The organism is Hydrogenovibrio halophilus DSM 15072, from assembly GCF_000384235.1.
GTDB classification, from domain to species: Bacteria; Pseudomonadota; Gammaproteobacteria; order Thiomicrospirales; family Thiomicrospiraceae; genus Hydrogenovibrio; species Hydrogenovibrio halophilus.
The window spans coordinates 777,333-803,609 of record NZ_KB913033.1; the positions used below are offsets into that span (position 1 = coordinate 777,333).

Below are 26,277 nucleotides of genomic sequence, written 5' to 3' on the forward strand. Positions count from 1 at the left end.
ATCCCCTTTATTCTGCCCCTGCGAAGTCAATTTCTTGACCCGGCGCCAGACGCACAACCGCTTTTTTTGTACCGTTTCGCTTACCAGCACGTCCTCGGAAAAACTTGGTTTTTCCTTTGATGTTGATCATATTGACCGACTGAACTTTCACTTCAAAAAGTTGTTCAATGGCTTTTTTGACTTCTGGCTTTGTCGCGTCAGGCGTGACTTTAAAAATATACTGGTCCGAAGCGTCAGCCATATTGGCTGATTTTTCTGATACATGAGGAGCCAGCAACACTTTCATCAATCGTTCGTTTGTCATCCCAATCTCTCCTCAAGCTGTTTCAGGGCGCCTTGAGTCAGCACCACAGATCGATACCCAACCAAGCTGACTGGATCAATGGATGCGACATCGCTCACTGCGGCTTCATACAGATTACGTGACGACAAAAACAGATATTCGTCAAAACTTTCGGTCACGACCAATGCATCCTGAAGATTCAGCGTCGATAATTTGGCTTTAAATTCTTTGGTCTTGGGGGCAGAGACCTTAAAGTCATCTACCACAACCAATCGCTCGGTACGCGCCAGTTCAGAGAGAATGGAACGCATGGCACCCCGGTACATTTTCTTGTTCAATTTCTGTGAAAAGTCTCGATTATGCCCTGGGAACGCACGGCCACCACCGACCCATAACGGGCCACGCGTGGTGCCGGCACGAGCTCGACCTGAGCCCTTCTGAGCCCATGGTTTTGCGCCACCACCGCTTACAGCGGAACGGTTCTTCTGCGCTTTCGTACCCGAGCGTGCACCGGCCATATAAGCATTCACAACCTGATGCACCAATGATTCATTGAACGGGATCCCGAAGACGGCTTCGGAAACATCCAGTGAACCTGATGACTTGCCAGTTTGGAGTTCAATTAATTCTAAATTCATCATGCTCACCTTACTTAATTGCCTTACGAACAATAACAGTGCTGCCTTTTGCTCCTGGCAACGCGCCTCTGATCAAAAGCAGTGACTTGTCAGAATCCACCTTTACCAGCTCAAGATTCTGCGTTGTCTGACGGACATTACCCATCTGACCAGCCATTTTCTTACCTTTGAAGACACGGCCAGGCGTTTGGTTTTGACCAATCGAGCCAGGCGCGCGGTGAGCAAGTGAGTTACCGTGCGTTGCGTCCTGCATATTGAAGTTGTGACGTTTGACACCACCAGCAAAGCCCTTGCCTTTCGTGGTGCCGGTGACATCAACCATTTTGGCCTCTGCCAACTGATCTACCGAGACTTCAGCGCCGACTTCAAGACCTTGAAGATCGGAATCAGACACCATACGGAATTCCCAAAGACCAAGGCCAGCTTCTACACCTGCTTTGGCAAAGTGACCAGCCATTGGCTTGTTCACACGACCAGCATGTTTTTGACCCATTGTCACCTGAACAGCATCGTAACCATCAACGTCAGACGTTTTGATCTGAGTGACGCGATTGTTGTCCACTTTTACAACGGTGACCGGAATAGAAACCCCATTTTCATCAAAAACACGAGTCATGCCTTCTTTGGTTCCTACTACACCAATACTCATTTTGTTACCTCATTATTATGTAACTATTAACTATTTCGATTGATAGTTAACTTGAAACAGCTCAATGACTTATCTGAGCTCTAACTGCACATCCACACCCGCAGCCAAGTCCAGCTTCATCAATGCATCAACGGTTTTATCCGTTGGATCAACGATGTCCAGAAGGCGCTTATGGGTACGCAGCTCGTATTGATCTCGCGCATCTTTATTGACGTGCGGAGAAATCAATACAGTAAAACGCTCTTTACGGGTCGGCATTGGAATCGGCCCTCTTACTTGAGCACCAGTTCGCTTTGCAGTTTCCGTAATTTCACGAGCAGACTGATCAATCAAACGATGATCAAATGCCTTCAAGCGAATACGTATATTTTGGGTCGCCATAATCTTTTTCTCATATTTCAAAAAAAGAAAAGCAGTGGCCAAGAATTACCACTGCTCATTGAGGTTGCGGATTCTAGCAATTTAGATACTAGAAATCAAGCATTTATCATCGAGCTTTCATCACTCGATGATTTTCGCGACCACACCGGCACCAACGGTACGTCCACCTTCGCGAATCGCGAAGCGCAGACCTTCGTCCATGGCAATCGGCGCAATCAGTTCAACCGTCATCTGCACGTTGTCGCCTGGCATGACCATTTCGGTTCCAGATGGCAGCTCACAGGCACCGGTCACGTCCGTGGTACGGAAGTAGAACTGTGGGCGATAGCCCTGGAAGAATGGGGTGTGACGCCCACCTTCGTCTTTGGACAGTACATAGACTTCGGCTTCGAACTTGGTGTGCGGGTTGATGGTGCCTGGCTTGGCCAGTACCTGACCACGCTCGATGTCTTCGCGCTTGGTACCACGCAACAAGATACCGACGTTGTCACCGGCTTCACCCTGGTCCAGCAGTTTGCGGAACATTTCCACGCCTGTGACGGTGGTTTTCTGGGTGTCACGGATACCAACGATTTCGATTTCTTCACCGGTTTTGACCACACCGGATTCAATTCGACCGGTGGCAACGGTACCACGACCCTGAATGGAGAAGATGTCTTCGATCGGCATCAGGAAGTCTTTGTCGGTGTCACGCTCAGGTGTCGGAATGTATTCATCCAGTGCGTCGACCAGACGGCCGATGGATGGTTCACCGATTTCTGAGGTGTCGCCTTCGATGGCTTTCAGAGCGGAGCCCATGATGACTGGTGTGTCGTCACCGGGGAAGTCGTACTCGTCAAGCAGTTCGCGCACTTCCATTTCGACCAGTTCCAGCAATTCTTCGTCGTCAACCATGTCGGCTTTGTTCAGGTAGACCACGATGTAGGGAACGCCTACCTGACGTGACAGCAGGATGTGCTCACGCGTCTGAGGCATTGGGCCGTCGGCTGCGGAACAGACCAGGATGGCGCCGTCCATCTGGGCGGCACCTGTGATCATGTTCTTAACGTAGTCGGCGTGGCCCGGGCAGTCAACGTGGGCGTAGTGACGCGACTCGGACTCGTATTCCACGTGAGCGGTTGAGATGGTAATACCACGCTCACGCTCTTCCGGTGCGTTATCAATACCGGCATAGTCCTTGGCTTCGCCACCGAACTTCTTGCCCTGTACAATTGTCAGTGCCGCTGTAAGAGTTGTCTTACCATGGTCAACGTGACCAATCGTACCAACGTTTACGTGCGGCTTATTACGTTCAAACTTTTCCTTTGCCATAATAAGTTTCCTTCCTTAAAGTTATTACTCACCTTTCTGAGATTTATTGATAATCTCTTCCTGGACGTTATTTGGGGCGTCTGCATACTTGTCAAAGAACATGGTATAGGCTGCGCGACCTTGAGACAGAGAGCGAAGCTGTGTGGCATAACCAAACATTTCGGCCAATGGCACTTCCGCCTTCAGTTTTTTGCCGGTCGGAATGTCTTCCATGCTCTGCACCAGACCACGACGACGGTTCAAATCCCCCATCACATCGCCCATATACTCTTCGGGCGTGGTCACCTCTACAGCCATCATCGGCTCCAGGATCACCGGACTGGCTTCTCTGACCCCGCTCTTGATCCCCATGGTGGCCGCAACCTTAAAGGCTGTTTCATTGGAATCCACATCATGATAGGACCCATCAAACAAGGTCACTTTCACATCCACCATTGGATAGCCGGCAATCACACCATTCTCAAGCTGCTCTTTACAGCCTTTTTCGACGGCCGGAATGTATTCTTTCGGAACCACACCGCCAACGATCTTGTTCACGAACTCAAAACCTTCACCCGGCTCTTGAGGCTCGATCTTCAGAACCACGTGACCGTATTGACCACGACCACCTGACTGACGAACGAACTTGCCTTCGGCCTCAACGCCTTTCTTGATGGTTTCGCGATAGGAAACCTGCGGAGCACCGACATTGGCTTCAACGTTGAACTCACGCTTCATCCGATCCACCAATACATCCAGGTGCAACTCACCCATGCCGGACATGATTGTCTGGCCGGTTTCTTCATCGGTTCTAACCTGGAATGACGGATCTTCCTGAGCCAATTTTTGCAGTGCAATCCCCATTTTTTCCTGATCGGACTTGGTTTTTGGCTCCACCGCAATCGAAATAACGGGATCCGGAAACTCCATCCGTTCAAGAATGATCTTCTCTTTCGGATCGCACAAGGTATCACCCGTTGTTGTGTCTTTCAGACCGACCGCACATGCGATATCACCGGTGCGAACTTCCTTGATCTCTTCTCGGGAGTTGGAGTGCATCTGCAGAATACGACCGACGCGCTCACGCTTGTCCTTGACCGTATTGTGAACCGGGCTACCCGCTTCCAGCATACCGGAATAAACGCGGAAAAAGGTCAGTGTACCGACGTATGGGTCGGTCATAACCTTGAACGCCAGCGCAGCGAAAGGCGATTTATCGGATGGCTCACGCGTACTCGGAGTGCCATCTTCAAGCTCACCTTCAATCGCCGGAACATCCATTGGAGAAGGCATGTAATCAATCACAGCATCCAACAATGCCTGGACGCCTTTGTTCTTGAAAGCCGAACCACAGAACATGGGGACGATTTCAACGTCCACGCAACGCTTGCGAATACCGGATTTGATATCCTCTTCAGACAAATCACCTTCTTCCAGATATTTGTCCATCAACTCTTCTGAAGATTCCGCTGCCGCTTCAAGCATGGCTTCGCGATATTCATCGGCCTTGTCTTTCAGATCATCAGGGATCTCTTCGTAATCGAATTCGACCCCCATGTTTTCTTCTTTCCAATAGATGGCTTTCATTTTGACAAGGTCAACAACGCCACGGAATTCGTCTTCCGCACCAATTGGAATCTGCATCGGCACCGGGAATGCGCCCAAACGCTCCCGAACCTGATCAACCACGTTATAGAAGTTGGCGCCGGCACGGTCCATCTTGTTGACAAACCCCATACGAGGGACACCATACTTATCGGCCTGACGCCACACGGTCTCTGACTGGGGCTCAACACCGCCAACGGAACAGAAACACGTTACTGCGCCATCCAGAACACGCAATGAACGCTCCACTTCAATCGTGAAGTCAACGTGACCGGGGGTATCAATGATATTCACACGATGCTCAGGATACTGTTGTGCCATCCCTTGCCAGAAGGTTGTGGTCGCAGCCGAGGTAATGGTAATGCCTCGCTCCTGCTCCTGCTCCATCCAATCCATAACGGCGCCGCCATCATGAACTTCGCCAATTTTGTGTGAAATGCCGGTGTAAAACAGAATGCGTTCTGTTGTTGTAGTTTTACCGGCATCAATGTGTGCCATGATGCCGATATTACGATATCTCTCTAGGGGAGTACGACGTGCCACTTTTATAAACCTTTTTGTTGAATGAAAAAAACAAAGGCCCGATTAAGGGCCTTGATCGGATTACCAACGGAAATGCGAGAAAGCCTTGTTGGCTTCGGCCATCCTGTGGGTATCTTCTTTTTTCTTGATCGCTGCGCCTCGATTTTCAAGCGCATCAGAAAGCTCACCGGCAAGACGGAGCATCATGCCTTTTTCACTGCGCTTTCGGGCCGCTTCGACCATCCAACGCATGGCCAGGGCCGTTTTTCGTTCAGCACGAACTTCAACCGGCACCTGATAAGTGGCACCACCGACACGGCGAGACTTAACCTCAACCATTGGACCGATGTTTTCCAACGCCTCTTCAAGAAGCTTGGCATGCTCACCGCCTTTCTTACGATCAACCACAACATCCAGCGCGCCGTAGACAATCTTCTCGGCCACGGATTTCTTACCGCTGACCATAATCATATTGACAAATTTTGTCAGGGTCTTGTTACCAAACTTTGGATCAGGCAACACTTGTCTTTTAGGTATTTCTCTTCTTCTCGCCATTCTTACTCTTCCGGTATAAATTTACACAATGATTGCAAAACGTATGTTTAAGCCGTTATTCCATTAAAAGGAATTAACCCTTAGGACGCTTCGCACCGTACTTAGAACGACCTTGTTTACGTCCATCCACGCCTGCGCAATCCAGAGAACCGCGAACCGTATGATAACGCACACCAGGTAAGTCTTTTACACGACCCCCGCGAATAAGAATCACGGAGTGCTCTTGCAGGTTGTGCCCCTCACCGCCAATGTATGAAGAAACTTCATAACCATTGGTCAAGCGGACACGTGCAACTTTACGTAGGGCAGAGTTTGGCTTTTTCGGGGTTGTTGTATAAACGCGCGTACAAACACCACGTCTCTGAGGACAGGCTTCAAGCGCCGGTACATTGGACTTCTTTGGCTTGTCTTTACGCGGCTTACGCACCAACTGGTTAATAGTAGCCATTAATCTTTACTCCATCATAAAAACTGATTGTTTTACCAATATTTGAGGCGATCTGCCCCTATTAAATAAGGTTGTGGGATTTTAGTGACCCCACAGCCTCGTGTCAAGCATAAGTTTTTGAATTATCGAAGACAATCCAATCACTCAGTGGCATCGCCTTCCGGGTTTTCCGCTTCCGAGACCGAAGCGTCTGCCTCAGCCATTTCAGATGCAGAGGCTTCCATCTCAGCATTTTCTTCCGCAGCCGCCATGAACGCGGCCAACTCTTCTTGCGTTTTTTCCTGAGCGGTTTTCCGCGCCTGATGATAGGCAAAACCGGTACCGGCTGGAATCAAACGACCAACGATCACGTTCTCTTTCAAGCCAACCAGCTTGTCTTCCTTGCCACTGACAGCGGCCTCGGTCAGAACGCGGGTGGTTTCCTGGAAAGACGCGGCCGAGATAAAGGATTCGGTCGCCAATGACGCTTTGGTGATCCCCAGCAGCACACGAACATAAGTAGCCTCAACCTTGCCTTCTTCGCGGAGACGCTCATTCTCTTCAAGCACCCGGGCATATTCCGCCTGTTCCCCACGAATAAAGCTTGAATCCCCTGGGGATTTGATTTCGACCTTGCGCAACATCTGACGCACCACCGTTTCGATGTGCTTGTCGTTGATGCGCACACCTTGGAGACGGTACACATCCTGCACTTCGTCCACGATGTACTCGGTCAACTTTTCCACTCCCAGCAGGCGCAGAATATCGTGTGGATTGGCGTTGCCGTCCACGACAACGTCCCCTTTCTCCACGCGCTCACCTTCGAACACATCCACCGATCGCCATTTCGGAATCAGGGTTTCATGTTGCTCGCCGGTGTCCTGAGTCACCACCAGTCGTTGCTTGCCCTTGGTTTCCTTGCCAAAACCGATGACACCGCTGACCTCAGCCATAATTGCGGGTTCTTTGGGCATACGCGCTTCGAACAGATCGGCCACACGTGGCAGACCACCGGTAATATCCTTGGTTTTGGACGACTCCTGTGGAATCCTTGCCAGAATGTCACCGGCGCCAACGGGATCACTTTCATTCACCACGATCACGGAATTTTCCGGCAGGTAATACATGGCCGGCGTCTGGGTTCCGGGGAAGCAGACACCTTTGCCGTCAGCACTGACCAGCTCAATGTATGGACGCAGGTCTTTTGACGCGCTGGTGCGCTCTTTGGCTCCTTTGACCACATAAGTGGTCAAGCCGGTCAATTCATCGGTATGCTCTTCAACGGTCCCGTCAAAGTTACCAAACTGAATCACCCCCTCGGCTTCGGTGATCACTGGATGTGTGTGCGCGTCCCAAGTGGCCAGTACGGCACCGGAAGTCAGCTCGACACCGTCTTCCACGTTCAGAGCCGCCCCATAAGGAATCTTATAGCGCTCTTTCTCGCGTCCCATTTTGTCCAGAATCGAGATTTCGCCGGAACGGGCGGTAACCAGAAGCTGGCCTTCCGAGTTTTTAATGGTTTTCAGGTTATCAAACTTGACCTTGCCTTCGTGCTTGACTTCAACCTGGCTTTGCGCGGTTGAGGCTGACGCGGTCCCACCAATGTGGAAGGTCCGCATGGTCAACTGTGTACCAGGTTCACCGATTGACTGTGCTGCCATCACACCAACGGCTTCGCCGATATTGACCTCATGACCTCGAGCCAAGTCGCGGCCATAACACTTGCGGCAAATACCGAAGCGGGTTTCACAGGTAATCGAAGAACGTACCTGAACCATGTCCACACCGGAGGCATCGATTTCACTGACCAGACGCTCATCCAGCATCGTGCCTTTTTCGACAACCAGCTTGCCTTCATGGTCGATCACGTCCTCGGCCACGACACGACCAAGGATTCGCTCCTGCAGCTCCTCGACCACTTCACCGCCTTCGACATGCGCTGTCATGCGGATGCTGCGATCGGTGCCACAGTCATCTTCGGTGACCACCACATCCTGAGCCACATCCACCAGACGACGGGTCAGATAACCTGAGTTGGCGGTCTTCAGTGCGGTATCGGCCAGACCTTTACGCGCACCGTGCGTCGAAATAAAGTACTGCAAGACGTTCAGGCCTTCTCGGAAGTTGGCCGTAATCGGGGTTTCGATGATGGAACCATCCGGCTTGGCCATCAGGCCACGCATACCACCCAGCTGACGCATCTGCGCCACCGAGCCACGCGCGCCGGAATCGGCCATCATGTACACCGAGTTAAACGAGGTCTGACGGACTTCGTTGCCTTCAGCATCGATCACGGTTTCATATTCCAGGTCGTCCATCATGGACTGGGTGACCAGTTCATTGGTATGCGACCAAATATCAACGACCTTGTTGTAACGCTCGCCTTCGGTCACCAGCCCCTGAGCAAATTGCTTCTGAATTTCCGTCACCTGCCCGTGCGCACGTTCAATGATTTCTTCTTTGTTGTCCGGCACCAGCATATCGCCTGAACAGAAAGACAGACCCGCCAGGGTAGACCATTTGAAACCGGCGTACATCAACTGATCGGCAAAAATCACGGTCTCTTTCGGCCCCAGAATCCGATAACACGCATTCAGAGCGTTGGAAATGTTCTTTTTGGTCAGATTGGTGTTGATCAGATCAAAACTCAACCCTTCCGGCAGAATCCGCAGCAGCATGGCACGGCCCGCTGTGGTATCAACCATGTCACGAACCACCGACTCCACACCTGTATCGTCTTTCACTGTCTGTTCCAGCTTCAGTTTGACCCGGGTGTGGGGATGCACAACCTTGGCTTCCAGCGCCCGTTCCACTTCCATCCAGTTGGTGAACGCCTTGCCTTCCCCCTTGGCGTTAATCGCCTCGCGGGTAATGTAATACAAGCCAAGCACCACATCCTGCGACGGCACAATGATCGGATCACCGTTGGCTGGTGACAGCAGATTGTTGGTCGACATCATCAAGGTACGAGCTTCCAGCTGCGCTTCCAGCGACAACGGTACGTGAACCGCCATCTGATCCCCATCAAAGTCGGCGTTGAAAGCGGAACAGACCAATGGGTGCAGGTTGATGGCTTTGCCTTCGATCAAAACCGGTTCAAAAGCCTGGATCCCCAGACGGTGCAGGGTGGGGGCACGGTTCAACAATACCGGGTGTTCGCGAATAACCTCGTCCAACACATCCCAAACCTCGGGCAGACTCTGCTCAACCATCTTCTTGGCGGCTTTGATGGTTGACGCCATACCACGCTTCTGCAGCTTGCTGAAGATGAATGGCTTGAACAGTTCCAACGCCATTTTCTTGGGCAGACCACACTGGTGCAGACGCAGAGAAGGCCCGACCACGATCACAGAACGACCGGAGTAATCGACACGCTTGCCCAGCAGGTTCTGACGGAAACGCCCCTGCTTGCCTTTGATCATATCGGCCAGTGATTTCAACTGCCGCTTATTGGTGCCGGTGACAGCACGGCCACGACGACCGTTGTCCAGCAGGGAGTCCACCGACTCCTGCAACATGCGCTTTTCGTTGCGCACGATGATGTCCGGTGCCATCAGATCCAACAGACGCTTCAAACGGTTATTTCGGTTGATCACCCGACGATACAGATCGTTCAGATCCGAGGTCGCAAAGCGACCGCCATCCAGCGGCACCAACGGACGCAATTCCGGTGGCAACACCGGCAGAACGTCCAGAATCATCCATTCCGGCTTGTTGCCTGACTGCAAAAACGAGTCAATCAGTTTCAGGCGTTTGGAGATTTTCTTTTGCTTGGTTTCGGAATTGGTCGCATCCATCTGTTCACGCAAGCTGGCCGCTTCCGCATCCAGATCAATGGACTGCAACATCTTCTTGATGGCTTCGGCACCCATTTGTGCTTCAAACTCGTCGCCATATTCGTCCAACGCATCCAGATACTCTTCTTCACTGAGCAGCTGCCATGGTTCAAGCGGCGTCAGACCCGGATCCACCACCATAAACGCTTCGAAATACAGAACCGCTTCGATTTCCTTCAGCGTCATGTCCAGAATCAGACCGATCCGCGACGGCAGGGATTTCAAGAACCAGATATGGGCGACCGACGTGGCCAGATCAATGTGCCCCATGCGCTCGCGACGCACTTTGGACTGCGTGACTTCCACCCCGCATTTTTCACAGATGACGCCGCGATGCTTCAGACGCTTGTATTTGCCGCAAAGACACTCGAAATCGCGAATCGGGCCAAAAATCTTGGCACAGAAAAGCCCGTCGCGCTCCGGTTTGAAAGTGCGATAGTTGATGGTTTCCGGCTTTTTCACCTCGCCATAGGACCAGGAACGAATCTTCTCAGGTGAAGCAAGCGTGACTTTGATCGTATCGAAATCGTTCGACACATTCTGTTTTTTCAAAAATCCTAATAAATCTTTCATTATTCTTGCTCCAACTCAATATCAATCCCCAAGGCACGAATCTCTTTGCGCAGAACGCTGAAGGACTCCGGAATTCCGGGCTCCATATATTCGTTGCCATCGACAATATTTTTGTACATGCGCGTCCGCCCGGCGAGGTCGTCGGATTTCACCGTCAGCATCTCCTGAAGGGTAAAGGCCGCACCATAAGCTTCCAGTGCCCACACTTCCATTTCACCGAAGCGCTGGCCGCCAAACTGGGCTTTCCCGCCCAATGGCTGCTGTGTGACTAGGCTGTAAGGCCCGGTGGAACGCGCGTGCATCTTGTCATCGACCAGATGGTTCAGCTTGAGGTAATACATGTAACCAACGGTCACAGGACGGTCGAATGCATCGCCGCTAATGCCGTCATACAAGGTCATCTGCCCGGACTCGGGCAAATCCGCCAGTCGTAGCAGGGATTTGATCTGATCTTCCGAAGCCCCATCAAACACGGGCGATGCCATTGGCACCCCGTTTCTGAGGTTTCCGGCCAGCTCCATGACTTCGTCGTCCGTGAGCTGGTCAAAATCCACTTTCTGACCCTGTGACTCGTTGTAGACCTGGTGCAGGAAGCCACGCAGGGTTTTGAGATCCTCCTGCTGCTTGAGCATGGCATCGATCTTCTCGCCCAGACCGGCGGCAGCCAGCCCCAAATGCGTTTCCAGAATCTGACCGACGTTCATCCGCGAAGGCACCCCAAGCGGGTTCAGGCAGATGTCCACGGGACGCCCGGTTTCGTCAAACGGCATGTCTTCCACCGGACAAATCCGTGAGATGACACCTTTGTTACCGTGACGGCCAGCCATTTTATCGCCTGGCTGAATGCGACGCTTGACCGCCACATAAACCTTGACCATTTTGGAAACACCTGGCTGCAGATCGTCTCCCTGAGTCAGTTTCTTTTTCTTGACGTCAAACGCTTCGTTCAGCTCTTCTTTCTTATCCGTCAGCTGCTTTTCAAACGTTTCCAGTTGCGCGGCCAAAGCCTCATCCTTCACATTGGCCTTCAACCATTGATCGCGATCGGTCTTTTTTAACCAGGCCTGGTTGATTTTGGTGCCATCCACCAGTTCCTGGCCGTTGAGCAACTGCTCAACCCGGGCGTGAATGTCTTCGAACAGAATGCGGTATTGCTCATCGATGTCCTTGCGGACCGCCTGCAACTCGTCTTCCTGGATCGACAGGGCACGGGCATCTTTTTTCACGCCTTCACGGGTGAAGACCTGAACATCGATCACCGTGCCTTCCACGCCTTTGCCCACGCGCAAAGAGGTGTCTTTCACGTCCGACGCTTTTTCACCGAAAATGGCTCGCAGGAGCTTTTCTTCAGGCGTCAGCTGAGTTTCCCCTTTTGGCGTTACTTTCCCAACCAGAATGTCGCCCTGCTTGACTTCGGCACCGACATACACAATCCCCGACTCGTCCAGACGTGACAATGCCGATTCACCAACATTGGGGATATCAGAAGTGACTTCTTCCGGCCCCAGTTTGGTATCACGCGCCAGACAAGTCAGTTCTTCGATGTGAATACTGGTGTAGCGGTCATCGCGCGCCACTTTTTCGGAGACCAGAATCGAATCCTCGAAGTTGTAACCATTCCACGGCATAAAGGCGATGCGCATATTCTGACCAATGGCCAGTTCGCCCAGATCGGTGGAGGGCCCGTCGGCCAGTACGTCACCACGGACCACCACGTCACCGGATTTGACAATCGGCTTCTGGTTGATACAGGTGTTCTGGTTGGAGCGCTGATATTTCACAAGATTGTAAATATCCACACCGGTTTCGCCTTCGGCAATCTCGTCATTATTGGCGCGCACCACAATACGGGCCGCATCGGAAGAAATGATCTCTCCACCACGCTTGGCGACCACCGTCACCCCGGAATCAATCGCCACCGTTTTTTCGATGCCAGTCCCTACCAGCGGCTTGTCGGCACGCAGTGTCGGCACAGCCTGACGCTGCATGTTCGAGCCCATAAGGGCACGGTTGGCATCGTCGTGCTCCAGAAACGGAATCAAGGCCGCAGCCACCGAAACGATCTGCTTCGGCGACACATCCATGTAATTGATTTCATTGGATGGCGACAGGGTAAATTCGTTCTGGTGACGACAGGAAATCATCTCATCCACGAACTTGCCTGATTTGTCGACCTTGGCGCTCGCCTGAGCGATCACAAACTGTGATTCATCAATGGCCGAGACGTATTCGACCTCTTCGGTTACCTTGCCATTGACCACCTTGCGGTAAGGGGTCTCCAAAAAACCGTATTCATTGGTTTTGGCGTAAATCGCCAAGGTATTGATCAGACCGATGTTCGGCCCTTCCGGCGTTTCGATCGGGCAAACACGGCCATAGTGAGTCGGGTGAACGTCCCGGACTTCAAACCCGGCACGTTCGCGGGTCAGACCGCCCGGCCCAAGCGCCGAAACACGGCGCTTGTGCGTGACTTCGGACAACGGATTCACCTGATCCATAAACTGAGACAGCTGACTGGAGCCAAAAAACTCCTTGATCGCAGCCGAAACCGGCTTGGCGTTGATCAGATCCTGCGGCAACAGATTGTCGGTTTCAGCCTGGTTCAAACGTTCTTTTACAGCACGCTCAACTCGAACCAGCCCCACACGGAAAGCGTTCTCGGCCATCTCACCCACGGCACGGATACGACGGTTACCCAACGTATCAATGTCATCCAGTGAGCTCAGACCATTACGGATATTGATCAGCTCTCTGACCACTTCCATAACGTCGTCGTTTTCCAGCACCAGAGAGCCATCGTTTTTCTTGCGCCCCAGTCGACGGTTCAGCTTCATGCGACCGACGGAGGACAGGTCGTAACGCGCTTCATCAAAGAACAGGCTCTGGAACAGCGCTTCGGAGGACTCCTGTGTTGGCGGCTCGCCCGGTCGCATCATGCGATAGATTTCGATTTGCGCATCGGTCGGCGAAGCCGTGGTATCCAGATTCAGTGTGTCCGAAATATAGGAACCGTTTTCCAGGTCGTCCACAAAGAGACAACGGAAAGAAAAGTCCTTGATTCCCTTGATTGTTTCCAGCAATTCCGGCTGAATCATTTCGTTGGCACGAGCCACCAGCTCCCCGGTTTCCTCGTTCATGATACCGGAAGACAAAATCCTCCCAACCATAAAGTCGTCCGGCACTTCTACCTGATCAACACCGGCCTCACGGATTTTCTTGACGTCACGTGCGGTGATCTTCTTGCCTTCCTTAACCACCACATCGCCTTCGGCATTCATCAGATCAAACGGGGCGTTCTGACCTTTCAACTTGCTCGCGTCAATGTCATGCAGCACTTTGCCTTTTTTGACATGGAACTGCAGGTGATCGAAAAAAGTGTCCAGAATTTCTTCGTTGGAGTAACCCATCGCCCGGAACAGAATCGAAACCGGAAGTTTGCGACGACGGTCGATCCGGACATACAGGCAATCGTTGTGGTCGAACTCAAAGTCCAACCAGGAACCACGATAAGGAATGATCCGCGCATTGAACAGCGTCTTGCCGGAAGAATGGGACTTGCCTTTGTCGCTGTCAAAGATCACACCGGGAGAACGGTGAAGCTGAGTCACGATGACCCGCTCGGTACCATTGATGACAAAGGTTCCGTTTTCCGTCATCAGAGGCACATCGCCCAGATACACTTCCTGCTCTTTCACGTCCTTGACCGGACGCTTGCCAGCCGGTGCGTCCTTATCGAACAGAACCAGACGCATCTTCACGCGCAATGGCGATGAATAGGTCACGCCGCGCTGCTTACATTCTTTTACATCAAATTCCGGTTGCCCCATGGTATAGCTGACGTACTCCAAGTCGGCGGTACCCGCCACACCATGAATGGGAAAGACAGAAGAAAACGCAGCATGCAAGCCCATCATCTGGCGTTGAATCGGCTTTTTTTCTTTTTGCAGGAATTCATTGAAAGACTTTTTCTGCAGAGAGAGCAGATACGGCACATCAAGAATGGACGGTTGCGTTGCAAAATCCTTGCGGATGCGTTTCTTTTCGGTCAAAGAATAGGACATCGGTTACCCCAACATTCACATATAAGATACGAAACCGGAATCAGATCGGGTTTCAGCCAATGCATAAAAGAGTAATAACAGCATCAACCAGCGGTTGCGATTCATTACACTTTTACACACTTATAAACAAGAAAAGGCCGGCGTCAGAAACGCCAGCCAAATCGTTAGAAAAACGGATTTAATGCTTACTTGATTTCGACTTCAATGCCGGCTTCTTTCAGCTCTGCTACCAGTTTTTCTGCTTCTTCTTTGTCCACACCTTCTTTCAGTGCAAACGGCGCAGATTCAACAGCGGCCTTGGCTTCTTTCAAGCCCAGGCCTGTGGCACCACGCACGGCTTTGATCGCCGCAACCTTGTTGTCACCAGGACCGGTCAGAATCACATCAAACTCAGTCTGTTCTTCGGCTGCTGCTGCACCATCACCAGCGCCACCACCAGCAACGGCTACGGCCGCAGCGGAAACGCCAAATTTTTCTTCCATTGCTTCTACCAGCTCAACCACTTCCATGATTGACATGTTCGCAACGGCTTCCAGAATATCGTCTTTAGAAATTGCCATCTTATTACTTCCTTAAATTAATCACGTTCGCAAGATTACAAGCCAGCGCTGTCTATCAGGCGGCTTCTTCTTTTTGCTCTTTGACTGCGTTGAGACCACGTGTCAACTTGGCCACAGGCTCTTTCATCACAAACAACAGCTTGCTGACTGCTTCGTCGTAAGTCGGCAGTGCGGCAATGCTTGCCAAGTGTGACGCATCCAGAGCGCCTTCTCCAATTGACAGAGAACGAACCACCAGGGCTTCGTTATCCTTTGCAAAGTCTTTGAACACACGCGCGGCTTTCCCAAGCTCTTCACCCGAAAAGGCAAAGACCAAAGGTCCGCTGAATGTGTCCGCCATATCTTCAAATGGCGTTCCTTGCACAGCGCGCTTGGCCAAGGTATTTTTTACAACCTGAACGGTTACCTTTTCCTCACGTGCCTTGATACGAAGGTTAGTCATCTGTTCAACAGTCAATCCGCGATATTCAGCTGCCACCATCGAGCCGGATTCTGCAATGATTGCAGAGAGCTCTTCGACGACGGCTTTTTTACCCTCGATATTGAGTGCCATATAACCTCCAAAACAGCTTGAATCATCAAGCTCTTCCATCTACGCAGGCCAAAACCATTAAGAGTACGGCTCGTACTCACCTGCGGTCTGAGATGGGCACTCACTCAATCAAGTCGTACTTAATTCAAGGAGACCCAACTCTTTTGCCGAAGCAAAACTTTTACAAACTGGACTGATCGACCTGAATGCCAGGCCCCATCGTACTGGAAATGGAAATCTTTTTCAGATAAGTGCCTTTCGCAGCGGATGGCTTGGCTTTGACCAGGTCTTCCACCAGAGCGTCCAGATTTTCTTTCAGTTTTTCCGGTGCAAAATCCACTTTGCCAATGGCCGCGTGCACAATCCCGGCTTTGTCGGCACGGAAACGCACCTGACCGGATTTGGCGTTTTTGATGGCCGTGGCCACGTCCGGGGTCACAGTACCGGTTTTTGGGTTCGGCATCAGGCCACGTGGGCCCAAAACCTGACCCAGCATCCCGACAACGCGCATCGCGTCCGGCGAAGCAATCACAACATCAAAATCCATCATGCCGCCTTTGACTTCGTCGGCCAGATCTTCCATCCCGACCAGATCCGCACCGGCATCTTTTGCAGCCTGTGCGTTTGCATCACCGGTAAAAACGGCAACACGTACGTCTTTGCCTGTGCCATTTGGCATCACGGTCGCGCCACGAACAACCTGGTCCGATTTACGTGGATCAATCCCCAAACGAACCGCCACTTCAACGGACTCGTTAAACTTGGTATTGGACAATTCCGAAATCAGGGAAAAGCCCTCCAGTACTGGGTAAGCTTTGGTTGTGTCCACTTTTTCCGCGAACACTTTTTGTCTTTTCGTCATTTTCGCCATGCCATTACCCCTCTACTACTAAGCCCATGCTGCGAGCCGAGCCCGCAATGATATTTACGGCCGCTTCCAGGTCGTTCGCATTCAAATCCGCCATTTTGGTATTGGCGATTTCTTCCAGTTGCGCACGGGTCACGGTACCGACTTTGTCCAGGTTAGGCACACCCGAACCGCTCTTGATCCCAGCGGCCTTCTTCAGAAGAATGGACGCGGGCGGGGTTTTGGTCACAAAAGTAAAACTGCGGTCGCTGTAAACCGTAATCACCACAGGAACCGGCAGGTTTTTTTCAACCGACTGGGTCTCTGCGTTGAACGCTTTACAGAATTCCATGATATTCACACCATGCTGACCCAGCGCCGGACCAACCGGCGGACTTGGGTTCGCATTGCCTGCAGGCACCTGCAGTTTGATATAGGCTTCTATCTTCTTAGCCATAACATCTCCTTTTGGGTCCGAACGTCTTTCGACTCCCCGTTTTCACTAACACTCAGTCTTTTTCGACTTGAGTGAACTCCAACTCAACAGGGGTCGAACGCCCAAAAATCAGCACCGACACCTGAAGCTTGTTCTTGTCATAATCCACACGATCCACAACCGCTTCAAATTCCTTGAAAGGCCCGTCCGTGACGCGCACCATCTCGCCTGGCTCGTAGATCACTTTCGGCTTGGGCTTGTCTACGCCGTCCTCAACCTTTTGCAGAATGCGATCGACTTCTTTGTTGGAAATTGGCGCGGGTCGGTCAGACGTCCCGCCAATAAAGCCCATTACCTGAGGCACACTCTTGACCAGATGCCAGGTTTCGTCGTCCATATCCATTTGAACCAGCACATAGCCTGGAAAGAACTTGCGCTCAGACGTGCGTTTTTTGCCATCCCGAATCTCAACCACTTCTTCCGAAGGGACCAGAATCTGACCAAACCGATCTTCCAGACCGGCACGTTCGATGTACTCGCCAAGGCTCTTTTTTACTTTGTTTTCATAACCGGAATACGCGTGGACCACATACCATCTTTGAGCCATATCAACCACCTTGTCCTGTTAACAACTGAACTGCCCACAAAAAGAACATATCAACCAGCCACAAAAAAATGCCCATCAGAATCACGACCACAAACACGATCAACGTCATTTGCACCGTTTCCTGTCGTGTGGGCCAGATGACCTGCTGCACTTCCTTTTTGGCCAAAGTGGCATAACGAAACCAGGACTTGCCTTTGTCAGACTGATAAAACACCCAGGTGGCAACGGCCAAGCCAGCCAGCAACCCAAGCACTCGCACAACCGCATGCTGCTCGGCATAGTAGTAATAGCCCACCACGCTCAGCGCAAGAATCGCCAACGCCAGCAATATCTTTGGCTTCTCCATGGCAGACAGATCACTCTGATCGTTCGATTTTTGACTCATATGACTCAATCTTGAAATAAAAACGACCTGTAAAAACAGGCCGCTGAAATAATGGCAGGGGCAGAGGGACTCGAACCCCCAACACTCGGATTTGGAATCCGATGCTCTACCAATTGGAGCTATACCCCTAAAAACGGTAGCATCTTGCGAAAAAAAAGGGGATTATACATCCCCTTTTCATTAATCGCAAGCGGCTTTCATCACTCGATGATTTTTGCGACCACACCGGCACCAACGGTACGTCCACCTTCGCGAATCGCGAAGCGCAGACCTTCGTCCATGGCAATCGGCGCAATCAGTTCAACCGTCATCTGCACGTTGTCGCCTGGCATGACCATTTCAGTACCAGATGGCAGTTCACAGGCTCCGGTCACATCCGTGGTACGGAAGTAGAACTGTGGGCGATAACCTTGGAAGAATGGGGTGTGACGCCCACCTTCGTCTTTGGACAGTACATAGACTTCGGCTTCGAACTTGGTGTGCGGGTTGATGGTGCCTGGCTTGGCCAGTACCTGACCACGCTCGATGTCTTCGCGCTTGGTACCACGCAACAGAATACCAACGTTGTCACCGGCTTCACCCTGGTCCAGCAGCTTGCGGAACATTTCCACGCCTGTGACGGTGGTTTTCTGGGTGTCACGAATACCAACGATTTCGATCTCTTCACCGGTCTTGACCACACCGGATTCAATACGACCGGTGGCAACGGTACCACGACCCTGAATAGAGAAGATGTCTTCGATCGGCATCAGGAAGTCTTTGTCGGTGTCACGCTCAGGTGTCGGAATGTATTCATCCAGTGCGTCGACCAGACGGCCGATGGATGGTTCACCGATTTCTGAGGTGTCGCCTTCGATGGCTTTCAGAGCGGAGCCCATGATGACTGGTGTGTCGTCACCGGGGAAGTCGTACTCGTCAAGCAGTTCGCGCACTTCCATTTCGACCAGTTCCAGCAATTCTTCGTCGTCAACCATGTCGGCTTTGTTCAGGTAGACCACGATGTAGGGAACGCCTACCTGACGTGACAGCAGGATGTGCTCACGCGTCTGAGGCATTGGGCCGTCGGCTGCGGAACAGACCAGGATGGCGCCGTCCATCTGGGCGGCACCTGTGATCATGTTCTTAACGTAGTCGGCGTGGCCCGGGCAGTCAACGTGGGCGTAGTGACGCGACTCGGACTCGTATTCCACGTGAGCGGTTGAGATGGTAATACCACGCTCACGCTCTTCCGGTGCGTTATCAATACCGGCATAGTCCTTGGCTTCGCCACCGAACTTCTTGCCCTGTACAATTGTCAGTGCCGCTGTAAGAGTTGTCTTACCATGGTCAACGTGACCAATCGTACCAACGTTTACGTGCGGCTTATTACGTTCAAACTTTTCCTTTGCCATGATGCAAACTCCGTTAAACAGCGACAGACTTCAAGCCACGTCCGCCAGATTTAGTGTCGAAAAAATGGAGCTCTCAATCGGAATCGAACCGATGACCTCATCCTTACCATGGATGCGCTCTACCGACTGAGCTATGAGAGCAAATATCAAAAGGTCCCCATATCAACCACCCTGACGGTGATCAACGATGGGAACCTGAAATCTGGAGCGGGTAAGGGGAATCGAACCCCTATCATCGGCTTGGAAGGCCGAGGTAATAGCCTTTATACGATACCCGCAAATTAAATTGGTGGAGGGTAGAAGATTCGAACTTCTGAAGGCAATGCCAGCAGATTTACAGTCTGCCCCCTTTGGCCGCTCGGGAAACCCTCCAATCAAATTGTGTGGAGTATTCTATCGGTTCTTATGCCCATGTCAACCATCTGGTCAATTTTTTTGCAATGGCCCTGATTGCGGCGCCTTGACCCCTAAAACATCACATCGCAAAGTCCAGCCGATCCTGAAACTGATCCAACGCGGCCTGCGCACAGCGCTCGTCCTTTTCACCACCCGGAGCTCCGCTCACGCCAATCGCGCCAATGGTGGTGCCACCCGCCACAATCGGCAACGCGCCGACCATCACAATCAGACCGTCAATGTGGTTGAGCTCCTGGCGTATGTCTTCGCGCATCTGCCGGAACTGGCCCGACTTCAGCCCGGACATGATGGTCATATTGGCCTTTTCCTGAGCAATCTGCAGGGTGTATTTGGCCGCCAGATCATCGCGCATGGCCGTGCGTAGAATGCCATGACGGTCCACCACCACCGCGCTGACCTGATACCCATCTTGCCGACAGACTTCCACACTGGCCTCGGCCAAATCGTTGGCCAACCCCAGGCCGATGGTTTTGCTTGTGACCACGTCCGTTGCCATCGCCGGTATCCCCAGCAGGGCCAATGCCATCCACCACCATTTTTTCATACCTTTCTCCTCGGTATCCGTTGTCTCGGTTTGATCTATAATAGGCGCATGCAAACCCACTGTCAGCTTGAAAATTTGAAAATATTGCACAATGACGCCTGGCTGGTGGCCATTCACAAACCGGCCGGACTGCTGGTGCATCGTACCCATCTGGACAGACAGGCCACCCATTTTGCGCTGCAGATGACCCGCGACGCCATTGACGCACCGGTTTGGCCGGTTCACCGACTGGACAAGGCCACTTCCGGTCTGATGGTGTTTGCCAAATCGCCGGAGGCGGCCCGTCGACTCAGCGCCGATTTCACTTCCAGGCAGGTATCAAAACGCTATCTGGCCATTTGCCGTGGCTGGCTGCCTGACAGCGGTCAGATCGACCGCCCCCTGAAACCCGACCGCGATTCAAAAGGCCCGGCCCAATCTGCGCAGACAGACTATCAATGTCTGGCCCATGCTCAGGTGGCGCACCCAATGGGGCGCTTTTCACACCAGCGCTACAGTCTGGTGTCTTTGCGGCCGGTCACCGGGCGCAAACACCAACTGCGCCGTCACCTCAATCACATCGGTCACCCCATCGTCGGCGACGTTGCGCATGGCGACCGCCATCACAACCACTTCTTTCATCAATGGCTGGGCCAGCACCGCCTGTATCTGGCCGCCACGAACCTCTGGCTGCCGCACCCGGAAACCGAACAGCCCCTCCACCTCCAGTCCCCGCTGGAACCCAGCTTTCAAACCGGTCTTCAGGCACTGGCTTGGGCTTCAGACCCCAACCTGACCGATGGGTCTTTTGACCAGGCCTGGTGATTTTGCACCGTCTCTAGCAGCCTGTCTGACTTAACCCGAATATTTCATAAATTTGCACCGATCTCGCTTGCCCCTTGATTCCACAAGAAATATTTTCTCAGTCGGTCGTAATCATGGATACGACGCTCCTTCGAAAATTTCCTTGTGAAAACAAGTTCCTGCGCGATTTCAGCACAGATTCATGAAACATCCGGGTTAAATGATCGAAGCGAAAAAAGTCTGACTTGAGACAGTTTTTGTTCAATTTTGAGGCGAATAGCCTCGCTATTTAACGAAAAATTGGACAAAAAATGGCCAAGTTCAGGTTTTTTGCAGCCGATTGGCTTAAGTCCGACAGGCTGCTAAACGTATAATGGGTTTTTGTTTTTCACCTGGGGAGCACTATGACTGACTGGCCACGCCTGCAAGCGTTTGATCGGGACCACATTTGGCACCCCTATGCCAAAATGCCCAACCCGCAACCGCCTCTGGCGGTCACATCCACCCAGGGCAGCCGAATCACCCTGGCCAACGGGCGGGAACTGATCGACGGCATGAGTTCCTGGTGGGCCGCGATCCATGGTTACAACCACCCTGACATCGTGCGCGCCATGCATGCCCAGATCGACACCATGCCCCACATCATGTTTGGCGGCCTCACCCACGAACCGGCGATTCAATTGGCGCAACAACTGGTCAAACTCAGCCCCGAAGGCCTGGAAAAGGTCTTTTTTGTGGATTCGGGTTCGGTGGCAATGGAAGTGGCGATCAAAATGGCGCTGCAATACCAGATCAGCCGTGGCAAGCCCTCAAAGAGCCGCTTGCTCAGCATCAAGGGCGGCTATCACGGCGACACCTTTGCCACCATGGCCCTGTGCGACCCCGACAACGGCATGCACACCACCTTCGGCCCCTTACTGCCCCGGCACTTTTTTGCTCCCAGACCCAATCCGGGCATGGACAACACCGACAACAGCGACATCGAGGCGCTGGAAACCATGCTGGCAAAACACCACGACCAGATTGCCGCGATCACGCTGGAACCCATCATCCAGGGCGCGGGCGGCATGCGCCCGTATCGACCCGCCTACCTGAAACAGGTTCGCGCCTTGTGCGACCGGTTTGATGTGTTGCTGATTGCCGACGAAATCGCCACCGGCTTTGGGCGCACCGGCGAATTATTCGGCTGTGACTGGGCCGGGATCACACCCGACATCATGGCGCTGGGCAAAACCCTGACCGGCGGACACATCACGCTGGCCGCCACTCTGGCCACTGAGGCGGTCAGTGACACCATCAGCCAGGGTGAGCCCGGTCTGCTCATGCACGGCCCGACCTACATGGCCAACCCCTTGGCCTGTGCTGCGGCCAGCGCCAACATTGACACGCTGCTCGCCAGCCCCTGGCGAGACAACATTGCACGCATCCAACGGCATTTCGAAACCCACCTGCGGCCCTTGAACGAACAGGATTCGGTCAAGGACGTGCGCATTTTGGGTGCGATTGCGGCGGTCGAGCTGACACGGGCCGATCTGGGGCCTCGCATTCAGGACCTGGCCGTGGAACAGGGTGTCTGGCTGAGGCCCTTTGGCGCATTGATCTACACCATGCCCGCCTACAACATCGGGCACAGTGACCTAACCCGCCTGACCGACGGCATGAAAACCGCCATCGACCAAGCCCTTCAAGAGAGTGCGACCCCATGAACCAACCCAATCTGCCCGACGACGCCAACCGGTTTGGCGACTTTCTGGATTTGCTCAAGGCCCTGATACGTCAGCCCAGCGTGGTCGGTGCCGAGCATGCGTTTTTTCGAGTATTGCAACGCGAGCTGGAAGAACGCGGTGCCAGAATTACCTGGTATGAAGGCCTGCTGGTCGCTCAGGGCAACAAACCGGACAGCTGCCATTTTTCGGCCCACATCGACCGCCACGGCCTGATCTGCACCGGCCCCAACGAATTCCAGTTCGCCGCCTTTGTCGCCGGAAAGCGCACCAATCTGCTTGGCACCGACGTCGACAACGAACTCAAAGAAACCCTGATGAACCGTTTTGACAACACCCCGGTGCTGGCGTACGAACCCTGGTCCGGCGCATACCGTGGTGCGGGGCTGATCGACAACGCCTACATCTGCGAATACCGCAACAACCTGATTTTCGAAGTCGAAGGGCTGGAACATCTGGTCGCAGGGACGCCGGTGGGGTTTTCCGATCGGCTGAAAGTGGATCAGGGCCTGCTCTCCGGACAGCTGGACAATGTGCTCACCGCCGCCATGCTGGTGCATTTGTTCAGTCTGGGCTATGAAGGCACCGCCTTTTTCACCGCCGAAGAAGAATCCGGCGGCAGCTGGCGCTTTTTGCTGGAATGGTATCGTCGTTTCGGCAAGCCGACCAACCAGCTTTATGTGGTCGACACCAGCCCCTATCGCAACCGGGAAGAAGCCGACAAACAGCTGATCACCCTGCGCAACCGGGACGAACATGCCCGTTTCAATACCGACACCACCCAGCAGGTGACCCAACTCTGTCACCAACTGGGCATTTCATTCGGGTTCAAGGACCAATACATCGAACAGCTCAATCAACAGCGGCTGGGGTCCGAACGCCCCGCACAAAGTCTGGGCCGCACCGAACTGGGACGCATTCTCGCCAACGCCGACGGGCTGGTCGATGGCACCACCATCCAGATCCCCACCACCGGCTATCACACCATGAGCGAAACCGCGACCGTGCAAGCCTGCCAGGCGTTTTTAACCCTGTTACGCACCATTGAACAGCAAGCCTGAAAAGCGACCACCCAAGAAAAACTATGACCTAAAGAAAAACCAGCCCTGAAAATCACCAGGCCTGGTAAGTTTTAGGCCTTGGGCGGATGAATGTGATAATCGTGGGTCAGTTCGACGCTGTTTTCCAGCATTTTGGAGACCGAGCAATACTTTTCCGCTGACAGGTTGACGGCACGAGCGACCTTTTTCTCATTCAGGTCTTCGCCGTAGACGTGAAACCGCACGTGAATCCGGGTAAACACTTTGGGGATGGTCTCGGCCCGCTCGCTGGTCAGTTCCACCTCGCAGTCGGTTACGGCCTGTTTGCTTTTTTGCAGCATCATCATCACATCAATGCTGGTGCAGCCGCCCAGACCCAACAGCACCATTTCCATGGGTCTGGGCCCTTTGTTTTCACCGCCCACTTCCGGGGCCGCGTCCATCACCACCTCATGGCCACTGTCTGTGTGACCGCAAAACCGCATGTTCTTCTGCCAAGTGACTTTCATAAATTATACAACCTTTGTAAGACTTACATTAAAGCAAGTAGTTGAAATTATTGACTTACAACCACTGTAAGACTTTTTCTGTTTTTTCATGGTTATAAAACCCTCTAATTTTGATTAATTCTTACAACTTTTTTACTGGCCATTTCAGCTTTGAGTTGAGCATTTTCGTTGCTCAAAGTGGCGTTGATGGAGGTCAGCTTGCGAATGTCAGACTCAAGCTGTTCGATATGTTCTCGAAGCTCTCTGTTCTTAGATTTCTCAAGCTTAAGCTTTTCGATCTTTTCATCCCGTTGAGCTTTATGCTCTTTGCCCATGATTTCACGAACTTCTGCCGCTATTTCAGAATAACGATTATGTATGGTGGAATCAGATACACCCGCTTCTTCTGCAAGAGCTGAGATGCTTAATTTTCGCTTTTTATCGACTACCTTAGGGCGACCATGCTTTAGTCGAATTAGTGCATTAATGATCTCTTTCTCTGTCGATGTACCCATTAGGCTTATCCTTTTATAAGGGCGGATAACTTTTTTGCTTAAGTCAGTTTTTGTGTGGTTTTTAAATAGCATTAAAGTCTATACTTCAAGATAACACTAAAGCTTGTTAGATTGAGTAAACTAATAATAAGCGCTTCTCAAACTTAACCTTCAAAATAGTTAAGATACTGCTTACGTTTCTGATATTCTAGATTCATCATATATTGCTCCATATATTCAAAATCAGGGCTTTCGTCCTCTTTGATAGGAAGCATGACTTTATCTCTTGAAATGCGCTTGTCGTTAATCTCTCTGTTAAAGTTATATTTGCCCGACAACCTGTTTGTTAAAGTCGCTATGAACAGGTAGATATGGCGGTCGAACTTATCTTTTTGTAAATGAGTCACGTGGTCACTTGCGATAAACGCATATGGATGATAGAAGCTTGAGCCGACGCTACCACTGTTTGCTATAGTCAAACACTTTGAGAATATGCGCACACCACTTTCATTTCCAATAAAGTTATCTACCCCATTATTTGATGCTGTTGATGAAATATAAGGGTGACTACCTTCAGTTTGATTTGCTTTGGTTAAACGTTTTCCACGCTGAACAATTTCAAAAATATCTTTTAGGAAAAACTCATGCCACTCTTTTTCTTCAAGTTTCTCAATCTTTTTTGGCGTTAGTTTTTCCAACTCTTTACGGCAAAAATCAATATACTTAGCCTTTTTATTTTCCATCAAGGCTTTTGTATAGCTTTCCATTAATTGCCAGTTTGGTATCCCATCGTCTCCAATTGGTAGCATAACCTTTTGACGTTTTAGCCTACCAGTTCCCATTTTATAACCATAACTGTACTTTTGGCGTTGCGAAGTTATTTGGCTAGATAGGAAAAAAGCAATATAATCAGATTTAACTTTAGGTCGAAGCTTTCGACAATCGTTAGAAAACAGACCTTGATAGGGGTGATAAAATGAGTAGCCTACTGAGCCGTTTCGGTTCACCGAAAGGCAATTACGCTCCAATGTATTATTGTTGTTACCAACAAAATGGCCAATCCCATTATTTTTAGCTGTGGCGGAAATATAAGGAATTTTCCCTTCAAATCTCTCGGCATCATAAATATCTCTACCAGAAATAATTTCTGCAATATCTTCAATAAAAAACTCATGCCATTCAATATCTTCTAGGTTGTTCACCGACATA

General features: G+C 51.7%; 24 protein-coding genes and 4 tRNA genes. 3 read left to right on the top strand and 25 right to left on the bottom strand.

The genetic code is table 11. The annotated features are described in order from the left end of the window. Positions 1 to 7: 7 nt before the first annotated feature. The 22 genes from rplW to A377_RS0103855 form a co-directional block, all read right to left on the bottom strand. Complete coding sequence (rplW, locus tag A377_RS0103745; RefSeq protein ID WP_019894819.1) at positions 8 to 304, bottom strand: 50S ribosomal protein L23; 297 nt, start codon at positions 302 to 304, stop codon at positions 8 to 10. Beyond that, a complete protein-coding gene (gene rplD, locus A377_RS0103750) occupies positions 301 to 921 on the bottom strand; it encodes a 50S ribosomal protein L4 (protein ID WP_083919157.1) in 621 nt (206 codons plus the stop codon). Before rplD ends, rplW begins: the two co-directional genes overlap by 4 nt. Before the next feature lie 10 nt (positions 922 to 931). Beyond that, positions 932 to 1,570 carry a 50S ribosomal protein L3 gene (rplC, locus tag A377_RS0103755; protein WP_019894821.1) on the bottom strand — a complete coding sequence of 213 codons (639 nt, stop codon included), beginning with the start codon at positions 1,568 to 1,570 and terminating at the stop codon, positions 932 to 934. 69 nt (positions 1,571 to 1,639) lie between these two features. Continuing rightward, entirely contained in the window at positions 1,640 to 1,951 is a 312-nt protein-coding gene (gene rpsJ, locus A377_RS0103760) for a 30S ribosomal protein S10 (protein WP_028485243.1), read from the bottom strand. 120 nt (positions 1,952 to 2,071) lie between these two features. Then, positions 2,072 to 3,262, bottom strand: a complete 1,191-nt coding sequence (gene tuf, locus A377_RS0103765; RefSeq protein WP_028485244.1) for an elongation factor Tu — start codon at positions 3,260 to 3,262, stop codon at positions 2,072 to 2,074. Between the two features lie 24 nt (positions 3,263 to 3,286). Continuing rightward, a complete protein-coding gene (fusA, locus tag A377_RS0103770) occupies positions 3,287 to 5,389 on the bottom strand; it encodes an elongation factor G (RefSeq protein ID WP_028485245.1) in 2,103 nt (700 codons plus the stop codon). 60 nt (positions 5,390 to 5,449) lie between these two features. After that, positions 5,450 to 5,923 carry a 30S ribosomal protein S7 gene (gene rpsG / locus A377_RS0103775; RefSeq protein WP_019894825.1) on the bottom strand — a complete coding sequence of 158 codons (474 nt, stop codon included), beginning with the start codon at positions 5,921 to 5,923 and terminating at the stop codon, positions 5,450 to 5,452. Positions 5,924 to 5,996: 73 nt separating this feature from the next. After that, positions 5,997 to 6,371: a 30S ribosomal protein S12 gene (rpsL, locus tag A377_RS12955; RefSeq protein WP_019894826.1), complete on the bottom strand. Its 375-nt coding sequence runs from the start codon at positions 6,369 to 6,371 to the stop codon at positions 5,997 to 5,999. 140 nt (positions 6,372 to 6,511) lie between these two features. Then, complete coding sequence (rpoC, locus tag A377_RS0103785) at positions 6,512 to 10,759, bottom strand: DNA-directed RNA polymerase subunit beta' (protein ID WP_019894827.1); 4,248 nt, start codon at positions 10,757 to 10,759, stop codon at positions 6,512 to 6,514. Further along, positions 10,759 to 14,820 carry a DNA-directed RNA polymerase subunit beta gene (rpoB, locus tag A377_RS0103790; protein WP_019894828.1) on the bottom strand — a complete coding sequence of 1,354 codons (4,062 nt, stop codon included), beginning with the start codon at positions 14,818 to 14,820 and terminating at the stop codon, positions 10,759 to 10,761. The genes rpoC and rpoB overlap by 1 nt, the downstream gene beginning before the upstream one ends. Before the next feature lie 185 nt (positions 14,821 to 15,005). After that, the gene (rplL, locus tag A377_RS0103795) at positions 15,006 to 15,380 is read right to left on the bottom strand and encodes a 50S ribosomal protein L7/L12 (protein ID WP_019894829.1); all 375 of its coding nucleotides are present in this window, start codon (positions 15,378 to 15,380) and stop codon (positions 15,006 to 15,008) included. Positions 15,381 to 15,435: 55 nt separating this feature from the next. After that, the gene (gene rplJ / locus A377_RS0103800; protein ID WP_028485246.1) at positions 15,436 to 15,933 is read right to left on the bottom strand and encodes a 50S ribosomal protein L10; all 498 of its coding nucleotides are present in this window, start codon (positions 15,931 to 15,933) and stop codon (positions 15,436 to 15,438) included. A 160-nt stretch (positions 15,934 to 16,093) separates the two neighbouring features. Continuing rightward, the gene (gene rplA, locus A377_RS0103805; RefSeq protein ID WP_028485247.1) at positions 16,094 to 16,783 is read right to left on the bottom strand and encodes a 50S ribosomal protein L1; all 690 of its coding nucleotides are present in this window, start codon (positions 16,781 to 16,783) and stop codon (positions 16,094 to 16,096) included. Positions 16,784 to 16,787: 4 nt separating this feature from the next. Beyond that, on the bottom strand, positions 16,788 to 17,216 hold the full coding sequence (gene rplK / locus A377_RS0103810) for a 50S ribosomal protein L11 (RefSeq protein ID WP_019894832.1): 429 nt from the start codon (positions 17,214 to 17,216) through the stop codon (positions 16,788 to 16,790). A gap of 52 nt (positions 17,217 to 17,268) precedes the next feature. Continuing rightward, positions 17,269 to 17,802, bottom strand: coding sequence for a transcription termination/antitermination protein NusG (nusG, locus tag A377_RS0103815; RefSeq protein WP_028485248.1), 534 nt, complete (start codon positions 17,800 to 17,802; stop codon positions 17,269 to 17,271). Between the two features lies 1 nt (position 17,803). Next, positions 17,804 to 18,187, bottom strand: coding sequence for a preprotein translocase subunit SecE (secE, locus tag A377_RS0103820; protein ID WP_019894834.1), 384 nt, complete (start codon positions 18,185 to 18,187; stop codon positions 17,804 to 17,806). 52 nt (positions 18,188 to 18,239) lie between these two features. Continuing rightward, positions 18,240 to 18,316 (bottom strand) — tRNA-Trp (locus tag A377_RS0103825). Positions 18,317 to 18,387: 71 nt separating this feature from the next. Beyond that, on the bottom strand, positions 18,388 to 19,578 hold the full coding sequence (gene tuf / locus A377_RS0103830; RefSeq protein WP_028485244.1) for an elongation factor Tu: 1,191 nt from the start codon (positions 19,576 to 19,578) through the stop codon (positions 18,388 to 18,390). A gap of 65 nt (positions 19,579 to 19,643) precedes the next feature. Next, positions 19,644 to 19,719, bottom strand: a tRNA-Thr gene (locus tag A377_RS0103835). Positions 19,720 to 19,781: 62 nt separating this feature from the next. Continuing rightward, a tRNA-Gly gene (locus tag A377_RS0103840) sits at positions 19,782 to 19,856 on the bottom strand. Between the two features lie 9 nt (positions 19,857 to 19,865). Continuing rightward, a tRNA-Tyr gene (locus A377_RS0103845) sits at positions 19,866 to 19,950 on the bottom strand. A 103-nt stretch (positions 19,951 to 20,053) separates the two neighbouring features. Further along, a complete protein-coding gene (locus A377_RS0103855; protein ID WP_019894835.1) occupies positions 20,054 to 20,539 on the bottom strand; it encodes a GlcG/HbpS family heme-binding protein in 486 nt (161 codons plus the stop codon). 48 nt (positions 20,540 to 20,587) lie between these two features. On the opposite strand from A377_RS0103855, the gene A377_RS0103860 reads away from it, so the two are divergent. From A377_RS0103860 to A377_RS0103870, 3 genes are all read left to right on the top strand, one after another. Next, the gene (locus A377_RS0103860; RefSeq protein WP_019894836.1) at positions 20,588 to 21,343 is read left to right on the top strand and encodes a pseudouridine synthase; all 756 of its coding nucleotides are present in this window, start codon (positions 20,588 to 20,590) and stop codon (positions 21,341 to 21,343) included. Between the two features lie 383 nt (positions 21,344 to 21,726). Further along, entirely contained in the window at positions 21,727 to 23,028 is a 1,302-nt protein-coding gene (locus A377_RS0103865) for an adenosylmethionine--8-amino-7-oxononanoate transaminase (protein WP_019894837.1), read from the top strand. Beyond that, complete coding sequence (locus A377_RS0103870) at positions 23,025 to 24,107, top strand: peptidase M42 (RefSeq protein ID WP_019894838.1); 1,083 nt, start codon at positions 23,025 to 23,027, stop codon at positions 24,105 to 24,107. Before A377_RS0103865 ends, A377_RS0103870 begins: the two co-directional genes overlap by 4 nt. Before the next feature lie 71 nt (positions 24,108 to 24,178). Here A377_RS0103870 and A377_RS0103875 read toward each other — a convergent pair whose 3' ends face one another. The 3 genes from A377_RS0103875 to A377_RS0103885 form a co-directional block, all read right to left on the bottom strand. Further along, positions 24,179 to 24,595, bottom strand: coding sequence for an OsmC family protein (locus A377_RS0103875; RefSeq protein ID WP_019894839.1), 417 nt, complete (start codon positions 24,593 to 24,595; stop codon positions 24,179 to 24,181). A gap of 104 nt (positions 24,596 to 24,699) precedes the next feature. Then, the gene (locus A377_RS0103880; protein WP_019894840.1) at positions 24,700 to 25,089 is read right to left on the bottom strand and encodes a hypothetical protein; all 390 of its coding nucleotides are present in this window, start codon (positions 25,087 to 25,089) and stop codon (positions 24,700 to 24,702) included. A gap of 143 nt (positions 25,090 to 25,232) precedes the next feature. Further along, on the bottom strand, positions 25,233 to 26,276 hold the full coding sequence (locus tag A377_RS0103885) for a restriction endonuclease subunit S (RefSeq protein ID WP_019894841.1): 1,044 nt from the start codon (positions 26,274 to 26,276) through the stop codon (positions 25,233 to 25,235). Position 26,277 lies beyond the last annotated feature (1 nt).